The organism is Priestia megaterium, from assembly GCF_041941685.1.
In the GTDB taxonomy this organism is placed as follows: Bacteria; Bacillota; Bacilli; order Bacillales; family Bacillaceae_H; genus Priestia; species Priestia megaterium_C.
Genome location: NZ_CP130958.1, coordinates 3,698,205 through 3,710,335 on the forward strand (window position 1 = coordinate 3,698,205; position 12,131 = coordinate 3,710,335).

Sequence of the window (12,131 nt, forward strand, 5' to 3'; positions counted from 1 at the left end):
TATCCCCCCGTTACACTTAGTTGAGTTTTGATGTGTTCTAAACTGATGCATGATCTACTTGTTACGACGCTACTGCAATACGGTCCAGAAACGTAAAAAGCGTACAGAGTAAACTGTCGCTTTCCTCTCTCACTTTATGCTCCCCTGCATCTTTCTATAATCTATTATAAAGAAGTATAAACGATAAAAATCAAAAAGGTTGTCGAAATATGAAAGTGCTTGCAAAAAAAATCAATTTTTATAGAAAATTCACACAAATCATTTTATTATTTCATATAGTGACAGCAATCTGTCAAAAAAGCAATAAAAAAATACTTCCATATTAAATAAACTTACTCAAGCAGAGTAAGTCGAAGTTGCAGATGATACTGCGCATATAGGATTAGTTGCCTTCCGGCTTATCAGCATTTTTTGTTCCCTTGCTTTTATAAGGCTTTGCATTTTTCTTCTTTTTTGCACTCGCCTGCCAGCGGTTCCACCCTTTTTTGCCGGTGCCTCGCCCCGTGCCGCCTTTACCTTTTGCTTTACTCATACGTATTCCTCCGTTACCTGCGTGTTTGCTACAATAAAAAAAGACCCCGTCCAAAGTCGGAGTCTTTTTTGGATTGCATAAAATTATGCTTTTACAACGTTAGCAGCTTGTGCACCGCGTTGACCTTGCTCGATGTCGAAAGTCACTTTTTGACCTTCGTCTAAAGATTTGAATCCGTCGCCTTGAATTGCGCTGAAATGTACGAATACATCTTCTCCGCCTTCAATTTCGATGAAACCGAAACCTTTTTCTGCATTAAACCATTTTACTGTACCTTCAGTCATACTATTTCCTCCAGTGGTGGAATTACTCCACACATATATTACTACCCTTGCTCAATCGTACTATTTCCAGATAAAAATTTCTATTGAAGAATATTTCTCTTCTTTCAATTTCATACCGAACAAAAATAATTAACCTTAGTGTAACATATCAATTTAGAAATAGCAAGTTTCTGTTCTAAGACAGACTTTATACTAATTATGTATCTGCTAAAAGCCTACGGGGCAGCTTTGAGACTACCAACATTTCTGGATTGTGATGCGGCATAAGGTTTTTATACTGAGCTAAACTTATCATCTGCACAAATGCATAGAAAAATCTTTTATTTCATCGATTTGATATACATCCGGATTTGTTAAACGCGACCATTCACCAAACCCAAACTTCGGATCAAAATATCTGAGGATTAACGTCATCAAATTGCCGTGCGTAACAAACAGAGTCGTTTTCTGTTTTTCATTCATTATTTCTTTAAACAGCTCTAAAGCACGTACCGCGGCTTCTTTGGTCGATTCTCCTCCGTCTACCTTAAAGTCTATATCATCAAAAGCTCTTTTCAATACTTCTATCCAGTTGAAAAGAGGCTGTCCGCTTAAACGCCTTTCTTCTAGCCTTGTATCTATATGAAGAGGCAGACCTGTATCTTTTGCATAAGGTTCAATTGTTTGAACGGCTCGTTTGTACGGACTTGAAATAATTTTATCAATGGGATAACTCAGCTTGTTCAAATAATCCATTAACTGCTGGGCTTGCTGTATGCCTTGTTCAGTCAGTGATGCTTTTGCTTCTTGCCCTTCTGCTTCACAATGCCTAACTAATAAAAAAGTTTTCATTCATCTTTCCTCCACGCGCAGCAAAATAACCATTAATTACAAAATAAGATAATAATAGTATATAATAATACGTGATTTATAGCTAAGGAGGAACAACATGATTCGTGAACGATCACTTTTGATAAAAGGACTCACCTTTTTACTAGCTGTTTTTATTTTAAACATCCCTTTTCCTAATTCAACGCCGCTCAGTCATTCTGTCTTTTCTTTTTTAGGCCTTCCCATCTATGGAAATGAAGAAACAATGACGGGAATTCAATATGCTAGCAATGCTTGGGGAATTATACTTTTACTTGGTCTTTTTGCCCTTTACAAAAGTTTAAATCGGCATCGTTTAAAACTAACGATTTTAGCTGCGTTTATTGTCATATCGGGTCCTGGTCATATGGTTGAAGCGATGCAAAAGATCGTATTACCAGGCATGTATGCCATTTCTTACGATGCGGAAAACAGCGTTTGTACATTTGAGAGAAATAAAAAAGAAACCGTATTAACGGGCACCTGTGACCTTTCATTTGAAAATCGCAGCTCAAAACCTATTACGTTTGAAGTAGCACTGGATGAACGCTCCTATTTTAAAGAAGATACCCCTTTTTTAGTGATGATGAATAAACCTAAGCTTCATACTGTTAGGTTGGAACCAAAAACGTATCAAACTGTCGAAATCACTTCATCTGTCAAAACAGCAGATTTTCCTTCTAAAATCTTTATGAGTGAAGTAAACGGTTTTCATGTAAACATTTATCAAAAAGGGAAAAAACGTTATTTATAAGTATAGAAAAAGCCCTTATAGGGCTTTTGAAATGAGTGAATTACCAGCCAAAGCCTCCGCCGTAGCAGCTGCAGCCGATGATCACTAATAAAATAAACAATACAACTAATAAAGCAAAACCAGATCCATGACCATATCCAGGGTTTCCAGACATACGAACACTTCCTTTTCTTTAATTACTCTTTCCTCAAGAAAAACGCCGCTTGCATTTCGCTTGAGTTGGATTATCTTATGCCTGAACACGCCCTTTTGACTCTAATTTTTTCTTTTTTCTTTTTCCTTCTTGCCATGCACCTCATTAATAAAAGAAGAAAACAGCCTAAGAAAAGCGCTGACTTCGCTTCTTCTCCTCTGTCCAAAAGAGATTAAGACATAACAAAATCAATCCAATCTAAAGACAAACAAATGAGATACATGAGCTGAAACTTACGTTCACCATACCAATAAAAAAATCCGAACGCGTTACATTCATCGTTCGGATCTTCTCCTTAAACTAAAATGTTTTTCAGCCTTTCTTACAAAATCATTTATTTCACTAGCTTACGTCTTTCAGAAGACCGTGCTTCCGTGCGCTTACCGATACCTAGTACATAGTAGCTCAGCACGACAATCGCTAAAAAGATAATGCCGACAATCAGCGATATGCGCGTTTCGTCGTTAAACCACATACCTACAAGCACCATAAGTAAAAAAGCAATCGTTACATAGTTTGTCACAGGGGCAAAAGGCATTTTAAATGGATGTTGATCCATCGCCGCTCCTTTTGCTTTTCGAAAACGCATTTGACTGATAAGAATCACAAACCACGGAATCATACCTGGAAGCACGCTCGCACTGTACACGTACACAAAAACGTTTGGCGGTGCCATATAATTTAAGATAACGCCCGCTGCTAAGCCGATCATCACTGCAACGGTACTATAAATAGGCACGCCGTTTCGAGAAACCTTTGTAAAGAATGCAGGAGCCTGTCCATTCACACCTAAAGTATAAAGCATACGTCCTGCGCTGAAAATTCCGCTGTTGCACCCAGACATTGCCGCTGTGATAACCACGAAGTTAATAATTCCCGCAGCTGCTGTAATTCCTACTTTAGCAAACGTAGAAACAAACGGACTGCCCAGCGAATCCAGCTCGTTCCACGGATACACCGTTACAATCACAAAGATGGCGCCGATATAAAAAATTAAAATACGCCAAATCAAGCTTTGAATCGCGCTTGTTAACGTTTTTTTAGGGTCTTTTGCTTCTCCTGCTGTAATTCCAATAAGCTCTACTCCTTGATATGCAGCAATAACAAGCGACAGAGCAAAGAAAAATCCTGACCATCCGCCTGTAAAGAAACCGCCGTTTGCCCACAAATTCGACAGTCCAAGCGCTTCTCCGCCGTTTCCAAGACCGAAGAAAATAAGGCCAAGACCAGCAATAATCATGAGAACAATCGTCACGATTTTAATCATCGCAAACCAAAATTCAAACTCTCCGAAGGATTTCACCGAAATTAAATTTGCCGCACCGAGAATGATCATCGCAACAATTCCCGGAACCCACGCCGGCAAATGCGGGAACCAGTACTGCATGTAAGCTCCGACGGCAATAATTTCTGCCATGCCGACAATCACCCATTGAAACCAGTTGCTCCAAGCCGTGATGTAGCCAGCTAACGGATGAATATATTTATGGCCAAATGTCGCAAATGAACCCGTACTTGGCTCTAAGTAAAGCATCTCACCCATTGCACGCATAATAAAGAAAATAAAAATGCCGCAAATGGCATACGCAAGCAGGACGGATGGCCCCGTCCATTTAATCGTGCTTGCTGAACCCATGAATAACCCTACGCCAATTGTTCCTCCAAGGGCAATCATTTGAATATGACGAGATTCAAGCCCTCTTTTTAACTCTTTGTTTGCCAATTCGCTTCCTCCTAGCCACTACTGATGGTTTTCTCTTCTATTAAGAAATTCTTTTATTCCCCTGTCCTGATAGGGAACTATTATCTTTTTTCTTTTTCATAAAGAAGTACGAACACACTACAAATACTGCAATCAGCAGCGTGAGATAAAACTGAGTGCGAAGTGAATCAATAAATGCCATCGCAATAAAGATACTTGTGATCGCCGCGATCGTTCCATACGTTAAATAAGGAAACAGCCACATTCTGATTTTTAAGGCTTCCGGCTTTTCTTTTTCGTATTTTTTTCTCATGCGAAGCTGCGAAAAAGCAATAACAAGGTACACAAGAAGCGCTACGCCTCCCGATGCGTTTACTAAAAATAAAAAGATTTTATCAGGTGAAAGATAGTTAAAACCAACGCTGATGTAAGAAATCACGGTACATCCTACAATGGCATTAAACGGAATGCCTTTTTTATTCACTTTTAAAAACATGCGCGGCGCGTCTCCTTTTTGCGCCATTGAGTACAGCATACGAGAACTCGTGTATAGACCTGAATTTAAGCAGGACAAAACAGCAGTCAGTACGATAAAGTTCATAATTTGAGCCGCTGCCGGGACGTTTACTAGCTCTAAAATCGAAACGAACGGACTTTTCATCAAGCTTGAAGAATCCCATGGAAGAATAGTTACCAAGATTAAAATTGACCCAAGATAAAAAAATAAAATACGATAAATAACGGTATTTGTTGCGATGGTGATCGCTCGTTCAGGCTGAGCTGATTCTCCAGCCGCTGTTGCGACAATTTCTGTTCCCATAAAAGAAAACATTACAATCGCCACTCCTAAAAAGACAGAGCTGATTCCGTTTGGAAGAAATCCGCCTCTATGAAGAAGGTTCGACGCTCCTGGAGACTCTACTCCCGGTATTAAACCGAGGATAATCGCTCCTCCTAAAAGTAAAAACAGCACTAAACTAACCACTTTAATGAGTGAAAACCAATATTCAAATTCACCAAATGATTTAACAGAGTATAAGTTCGTTAAAGTTAATAAAAATGTTAGGATCAGACTCACACCCCAAGATGGTAAAGACGGAAACCAATATTGAATAATAGTTGAACCGGCAATCGCTTCAACTGCAATAACAATGACCCAGAAAAACCAGTATAGCCAGCCGATTGTGTAGCCGGCCCACGGCCCAAGCGCTTCTCTGGCGTATGTGGCGAACGAGCCGCTCGAAGGATTAGCTGTAGACATTTCTCCCAGCATTCGCATAACTAAAATCACCAGTAAACCGGCAAACGCGTATGAAAAGATGGAACCTGGACCTGCTGCGTTAATGAGCGATCCGCTTCCAATGAACAAACCGGCACCAATGATTCCTCCTAAAGAAATCATGGTTATGTGTCGAATTTTTAATTCTTTTTTTAACTCAGGCGGTTGATGACTCATGTTAAAATCCTCCTTATAGGAACCGTCATTTACAGAATTACACGTTCTTCGCATCGCGCGTTAAATATGTAAGCCCTTACAAAAATGTGGACAAATAACTGCTGTTTTCCTACCCTCCCTCTATCTGCACATTCAAATGAAGCCTTCACTTGACTCAAGAGCCAGCTTCATTCGACAAAAATTACTTTTCGAATTATATGATAATTTATCTTGAACAACTTTGTCTATTGTTTTTTTTGAAAGGAAGATCATTTTAATTTACTAACTATAAACTCTTTCCCCTATCGTAATTCTTCACTTCAAAACATCTTTTCTTATACTTTACCGACACTCCTTTCTTTTCGTTTTGTTCAAAATCACTATAAAAACCATAGATTCATTGGTCCTTTAAACAAAAGTGTTTATTTTTAAATTTTTTTGAACATTTTTGTTAAAAAACTATGTACAAAACGATAATAAGGTGATTATAATACAGGTATAGGGTGTTAGAATATTAATTATGTTGCAAATTTTCTAAAAAAGGGGTAATGAAAATGAACACAATGAATATCAACGAAATCAAACAATACAAACACGAGCCTTTCACAGACTTTACGGTTGCAGAAAACAAAGATGCATTTGAATCTGCATTAGAACTTGTACAATCAGAGCTTGGCAAGGACTATCCTCTTGTAATTGGCGGAGAATTAATTACAACAGAAGATCAAATTCAGTCCATTAACCCAGCAAATAAAACAGAAGTTATCGGCCGCGTGTCAAAAGCAGATCAAGACTTGGCTGAAAAAGCAATGCAAGCAGCACTTTCTACCTTTAATACTTGGAAAAAAGAAGCGCCGGAAGCACGAGCAGATATTCTTTTCCGCGCAGCGGACATTATTCGCCGCCGCAAGCATGAATTTTCAGCTTACCTTGTGAAAGAAGCCGGAAAACCGTGGAAAGAAGCAGATGCTGATACAGCAGAAGCAATTGACTTCCTTGAATACTACGCTCGCCAAATGGTGCAGCTAAAAGACGGTGCGCCGGTTGAAAGCCGCGACGGTGAAGAAAATAAATTTAACTACATTCCGCTTGGTGTCGGCGTTATTATTTCACCGTTTAACTTCCCGTTAGCGATCATGGCTGGAACAGTAGCAGCAGCAATCGTAGCAGGAAATACAGTTCTATTAAAACCGGCTAACAATACACCGGTTATCGCAGCAAAATTTGTAGAAGTAATGAAAGAAGCTGGCCTTCCAGACGGCGTACTGAACTACGTGCCGGGAAGCGGAAGCGAAATTGGCGACTATTTAGTAGATCATCCAAAAACACGCTTTGTTTCATTTACAGGTTCGCGTGAAGTAGGCTGCCGCATCTATGAACGCGCAGCAAAAGTACAGCCTGGTCAAATCTGGCTAAAACGCGTTATTGCTGAAATGGGCGGTAAAGACACGGTCGTTGTAGATAAGGATGCTGATTTAGATTTAGCTGCTTCTTCTATTGTGTATTCAGCATTTGGCTTCTCTGGACAAAAGTGTTCAGCAGGGTCTCGTGCGGTTGTTCACCAAGACGTATACGATATCGTTCTTGAAAAAGCAGTTGCGCTGACAAAAACATTAACAATGGGCAGTCCTGAAGATGTAAATACGTATATGGGACCTGTTATTGACCAGGCTTCTTTCAACAAAATTACAAAGTACATTGAAATCGGTAAAGAAGAAGGCCGTTTAATGACGGGCGGAGAAGCAGATGATTCAAAAGGCTACTTCATTCAGCCTACGATCATTGCAGATGTAGATGAAAAAGCACGTTTAATGCAAGAAGAAATCTTCGGCCCAGTCGTAGCATTCTGCAAAGCGCGCGACTTCGATCATATGATGGAAATTGCGAACAACACAGACTACGGCTTAACAGGTGCCCTTCTTTCAAATACGCCTGAGCACATCGAGCGTGCAAAAGAAGAGTTCCACGTCGGAAACCTTTACTTCAACCGCGGTTGTACAGGTGCCATCGTTGGGTACCAGCCGTTTGGCGGATTTAATATGTCAGGAACAGATTCAAAAGCTGGCGGTCCTGATTACTTGATTCTGCATCTGCAAGCAAAAACAACAAGCACAACGCTTTAATACTCAGTAGAGCAGCCCTAGGCTGCTCTATCTTAAAACAACAAGGGATTTTTTCTATAGGGGGAGATATTTATGTTAGCAGAGGTATCTAAAAATGTGTTTCTTCACGCTTCCCAAAATAAAGCGCTAAACAAAGCGGCGAAAAAATGGGGTCTTCGCTTTGGTGCAGCTCAAGTGGTAGCTGGCGACACAATTGAACATGCGATTAAAAAAGTACGGGAATTGAATGAAAAAGGACTTGTTTGTACGCTTGATCATTTAGGGGAATTTGTTTCAAGCAGAGAAGAAGCTATCGAAGCAACTCAATATAATGTCAGAACGCTGGAAGCTATGGGGCAAGCCGGTGTAACGTGCAACTTATCTGTCAAAATGACGCAGCTTGGTTTGGATATTGACCGCAGTTTTTGCGTTGAGAACATGCGCCGCATTCTTGAAACGGCGAAAAAATACGATAACTTCGTCCGAATCGACATGGAAGACTACGCTCACTGTCAAATGACGCTAGATATTTTACGAGAGCTTCGCGAGACGTTTGATAATGTTGGAACGGTTATTCAAGCTTACCTGTTCCGCGCTGAACAAGACGTAAAAGAGCTAAAAGGCATTCCTCTTCGGTTAGTAAAAGGCGCGTATCAAGAATCACCAACCGTGGCGTTTCAAGATAAAGCCCAAATTGATGAGAACTATATGCGAATTATTGAAGAGCATCTGCTTAGCGGAACATACACGGCTATTGCATCTCACGACCACAATATTATTGCAAAAGTAAAAGAGTTCGCTCACAAAAACAACATCCCGCGCACGCAGTTTGAATTTCAAATGCTGTACGGATTCCGCACAGACATGCAGCTTAGCCTTGCAAAAGAAGGCTATACAATGCGCGTATACGTTCCATTTGGCAACGACTGGTTTGGCTACTTTATGCGCCGCTTAGCGGAAAGACCGCAAAACGTCGCATTTGCTTTAAAAGGTTTCTTTTCTAAATAAGCAGTCATTTAGTAAGTTCTTTAATGAAAACGCTATCATTTCTTTGTGCCCTTTGTAGATGTTTCTGCAAAGGGATTTTTTTATACGATTTCTCTTCCCTTTCAATATGTATTAAGGTAAAATAAAAATACGAACAAATGTTCTTTTTATTTTAAACAAAAAGGAGAGTACATATGAATCCTCTATCAAAATTGGCACTGCCTCCTAAGCTAGAACCTTACCGAAAAGAAATTGAAAAAACATGTAAGCCTTACATCCACATCAATACGGTCATGAACAGTCCAAAATTATATGAAAGCAAGTTTGGCGGCAACCCTTACCTTCCTCTAGAAGCAAATCATCCTCTTGATTCTCAGGGCAAGCCGATGCTCCTGATGGCACAAATCAATTTTTCTGAAGTACCTTCCTATGAAAATATGCCCATTCAAGGCATGCTTCAATTTTTCATTTGCGGAGCTGATAACGAAAGCACCGGCGATATGTACGGTCTTGATTTTGACCATCCTACGGCTCAAAAAGACTTTCGCGTCGTTTTTTATGAAGACGTAACAACTGACGAAAAAAAGCTAACAACCGATTTTACGTATCTTGAAGACATTGACCGAGATATGTTCCCTATTCCTCAAGAAGTAGGCTTACAGTTTGAAATAAAAATCGAACCCGTTTCCCCTACTGACTATCGATATAATGATATAGAATCAGATTTATTTGACGATGAAGAAACTGAAGAAATTTACTGGGATGAGCTTACGGGCGAGTATCATAAAATGGGCGGATACGCTTTTTTCACTCAAAGCGATCCTCGAGACTACGATGAAGTGCTGAGAGCATACGATGTTTTGCTTCTTCAATTCGCCATGGACGACGAAGCGGATATTATGTTTGGCGATGCGGGAGTGGCAAACTTCTTCATTAAAGAAGAAGATCTTCGCAACCGTAACTTTAGGGATGTTTTATACAACTGGGATTGCTGTTAAAAGCAACGTACTCATCTTTTGTTAACGTATAGTGATATTCCATGTTAATCTCCAATTCTACTAAACAGTAACAAAATAAAATATACCTAATTTGGATTTATGTGGATATATAATACTGCTTCTTTTATAAGTTTTTCTTATGAAAACGATTATTTTTTTGTCATTTTTTTACACAGACACATCACGTAAGCTTGATATGTAGTCTACTATTCAAGGGGGAATGTTTATGACTTTTACACTAACGCACATTGATCATATTCAGCTAGCTGCACCACCAAATTCAGAGAGCGAAGCAAGACACTTTTTTGGAACCGTTCTTGGCTTAACAGAAATCGAAAAGCCGGAAAGTCTAAAAAAACGCGGCGGTGTGTGGTTTGAATTTGGATCTTATCAACTGCATATTGGTGTTGAACATACCTTTTCACCCGCAAAAAAAGCGCACCCGGGATTTTATGTTAAAAACATCACTGCGTTAAAACAGCATCTGACTAATCTTGATATTTCTTTTATAGAAGATAAAAATCTCCCCGGTGCTGAAAGAATTTACGTCGATGATCCTTTTGGCAACCGAATGGAGTTTTTAGAAAAAGTGAACCTCCCTTTTTCTAGCTGAATGTTCGACAAAACAAGAGCTCTTATTTAAGAGCTCTTGTTTTTTTGGGTCCTTCTTTCTGCTTTTCTTTCCACAGCATGTACAGCAATAGCCCAAGTACACAAAATGCCACTCCAAACAGTGCTAAAGGAAATAAATGTGTATTAATAAAATGATGATAGATCCATGAATCGTTCATCTAACCAGCTCCAATACGCACTGTTTTTTTACAGTATTACCCAATACGAACTTTTTTATGTTGTGTTAAATATCATGGTTTCTATCATATTTCTTTTTCTTTTTAATAGAGTAAATAGTAGATACATAACATTCTCCTCTCAGAGTTCTCATCCACTGATTTTAAAATTTCATTAGAGGAGGTTCATTCTATGAAAAACAAGTTCACTGAAAAGCCGAAAAAGCTTTTTTGGATTCTTTCTTATAAATCGTTAATTATAGCTATACTATTTGTTCTGTTAACGTCTGCCGCTATTTTTACCGTCACGTATTCAACTCTTCAGCATACGCTGCGCTCAAACGTTGTCTATCAAGCGCTATCAAACTATAAAGCCCAAAGTCTGTTTTACCTCATGCATACGGAAAACCATCATTTTTCTCATGCATTTGAAGAAGATTTCTCCCCGCCTGCCCTCTCTTCTGTCTCTTTACAGCTTGCGACTAATATACGCGTGGCGGATGCACGAAGTTTATTTGGATCAGAACTGCCCGGCTTTTCTATTTTTGATTCTCATATTCTACTAGCCGGTGAAGGAACCGATTATACAACCATTCCCCATGAATCGGCTCCTCCGCTCGAAAGCATTTCCGGAGAGCGTGATTTAGATCCTGCTGAAAGCAAAACGTACGAAGAAAGTAAAAAACAGTCTCAAACACAGGCCAAGCAAAGCACAGGAGACAAAAAAGTCGTATACATCTACCACACGCACAGCTGGGAATCTTATTTTCCTTTACTCGGGATGCAAGGTGAAGCGAACGAAGATAAAGCCGTTGATAACAAAACCAACATCACGCTCGTTGGTCAAATGCTAGGTATGGAATTAAAAGCAGATGGAATTGGCTCAGAAGTAGATACAACCAACATGACTCAAAAACTGAATGAAAAAGGCTGGGGTACAGGACGAGCCTATACGATGTCTCGAAGTGTGGTGGAAACAGCGCTTCAGCAAAACAAAGACGTCGATTATTTAATTGATATTCATCGTGATTCACTGCGACAAGAAAAAACAACGGCTACTATCAACGGCAAATCGTACGCTAAAATGATGATTGTATTAGGTGAAGCAAACCCGAAATTTGATGAAAATGTTAAAATGGCCAAAGCGATTCATGAAAAGCTTGAGAAAAAATATCCAGGTCTTAGCCGCGGAGTATTAAGCAAAAAGAAAACAAGCGGCAATAACGGCTTGTATAATCAAGACTTATCCGACCGTTCCATTTTGATTGAAGTAGGAGGCGTTGATAACAATATGGAAGAACTAACAAATACCGTCAAAGCTTTTTCAGATGTGTTCAGCGAGTATTACTGGCAAGCTGAAAAAGTGAATGCGCAGTAAAGAGAATGGCTGTCTTTGAAGTCCCATGAAGTGACTGATAAGACAGCTTTCTCTCTTTATTTTGTCATGTTTTGTTCTTCACCTGCATATATTCTAACCTTTACGTCAACGTAATATTATAAGTATACT

At 39.5% G+C, this 12,131-nt stretch carries 13 protein-coding genes; 6 read left to right on the top strand and 7 right to left on the bottom strand.

Going from position 1 to position 12,131, the window contains the following annotated elements:
• Positions 1–382 precede the first annotated feature (382 nt).
• The 3 genes from Q5794_RS19635 to Q5794_RS19645 all read right to left on the bottom strand — a co-directional run bounded on the left by Q5794_RS19635 (position 383) and on the right by Q5794_RS19645 (position 1,647).
• Positions 383–538 carry a DUF3934 family protein gene (locus tag Q5794_RS19635; RefSeq protein WP_162837669.1) on the bottom strand — a complete coding sequence of 52 codons (156 nt, stop codon included), beginning with the start codon at positions 536–538 and terminating at the stop codon, positions 383–385.
• Positions 539–615: 77 nt separating this feature from the next.
• A complete protein-coding gene (locus Q5794_RS19640) occupies positions 616–816 on the bottom strand; it encodes a cold-shock protein (protein WP_013058502.1) in 201 nt (66 codons plus the stop codon).
• A 291-nt stretch (positions 817–1,107) separates the two neighbouring features.
• Positions 1,108–1,647: a histidine phosphatase family protein gene (locus Q5794_RS19645; RefSeq protein ID WP_374988346.1), complete on the bottom strand. Its 540-nt coding sequence runs from the start codon at positions 1,645–1,647 to the stop codon at positions 1,108–1,110.
• Positions 1,648–1,744: 97 nt separating this feature from the next.
• Between Q5794_RS19645 and Q5794_RS19650 the strand changes: the two genes are divergently transcribed.
• Positions 1,745–2,419, top strand: a complete 675-nt coding sequence (locus tag Q5794_RS19650; protein WP_214987338.1) for a hypothetical protein — start codon at positions 1,745–1,747, stop codon at positions 2,417–2,419.
• 40 nt (positions 2,420–2,459) lie between these two features.
• On the opposite strand, the gene Q5794_RS19655 is transcribed toward Q5794_RS19650, so the two are convergent.
• From Q5794_RS19655 to Q5794_RS19665, 3 genes are all read right to left on the bottom strand, one after another.
• On the bottom strand, positions 2,460–2,573 hold the full coding sequence (locus Q5794_RS19655) for a YjcZ family sporulation protein (protein ID WP_075419294.1): 114 nt from the start codon (positions 2,571–2,573) through the stop codon (positions 2,460–2,462).
• Between the two features lie 373 nt (positions 2,574–2,946).
• Positions 2,947–4,335, bottom strand: coding sequence for an amino acid permease (locus Q5794_RS19660; protein ID WP_374988347.1), 1,389 nt, complete (start codon positions 4,333–4,335; stop codon positions 2,947–2,949).
• A gap of 40 nt (positions 4,336–4,375) precedes the next feature.
• Positions 4,376–5,770 (bottom strand): amino acid permease, encoded by a 1,395-nt coding sequence (locus Q5794_RS19665; protein ID WP_214987341.1) that lies wholly within the window; start codon positions 5,768–5,770, stop codon positions 4,376–4,378.
• 533 nt (positions 5,771–6,303) lie between these two features.
• Here Q5794_RS19665 and pruA point away from each other — a divergent pair.
• The 4 genes from pruA to Q5794_RS19685 all read left to right on the top strand — a co-directional run bounded on the left by pruA (position 6,304) and on the right by Q5794_RS19685 (position 10,449).
• On the top strand, positions 6,304–7,872 hold the full coding sequence (gene pruA, locus Q5794_RS19670) for an L-glutamate gamma-semialdehyde dehydrogenase (RefSeq protein ID WP_374988348.1): 1,569 nt from the start codon (positions 6,304–6,306) through the stop codon (positions 7,870–7,872).
• A 72-nt stretch (positions 7,873–7,944) separates the two neighbouring features.
• Positions 7,945–8,859: a proline dehydrogenase family protein gene (locus Q5794_RS19675; protein WP_025750035.1), complete on the top strand. Its 915-nt coding sequence runs from the start codon at positions 7,945–7,947 to the stop codon at positions 8,857–8,859.
• Between the two features lie 173 nt (positions 8,860–9,032).
• On the top strand, positions 9,033–9,836 hold the full coding sequence (locus Q5794_RS19680; protein WP_214987343.1) for a YwqG family protein: 804 nt from the start codon (positions 9,033–9,035) through the stop codon (positions 9,834–9,836).
• Between the two features lie 226 nt (positions 9,837–10,062).
• The gene (locus Q5794_RS19685; RefSeq protein ID WP_214987344.1) at positions 10,063–10,449 is read left to right on the top strand and encodes a VOC family protein; all 387 of its coding nucleotides are present in this window, start codon (positions 10,063–10,065) and stop codon (positions 10,447–10,449) included.
• A 22-nt stretch (positions 10,450–10,471) separates the two neighbouring features.
• Here the strand turns inward: Q5794_RS19685 and Q5794_RS19690 are convergent, their stop codons facing one another.
• Positions 10,472–10,627 carry a hypothetical protein gene (locus Q5794_RS19690; protein WP_214987345.1) on the bottom strand — a complete coding sequence of 52 codons (156 nt, stop codon included), beginning with the start codon at positions 10,625–10,627 and terminating at the stop codon, positions 10,472–10,474.
• Between the two features lie 190 nt (positions 10,628–10,817).
• Here Q5794_RS19690 and spoIIP point away from each other — a divergent pair, with 190 nt between their 5' ends.
• Complete coding sequence (gene spoIIP, locus Q5794_RS19695; protein WP_214987346.1) at positions 10,818–12,002, top strand: stage II sporulation protein P; 1,185 nt, start codon at positions 10,818–10,820, stop codon at positions 12,000–12,002.
• The last annotated feature ends 129 nt before the right edge of the window (positions 12,003–12,131 follow it).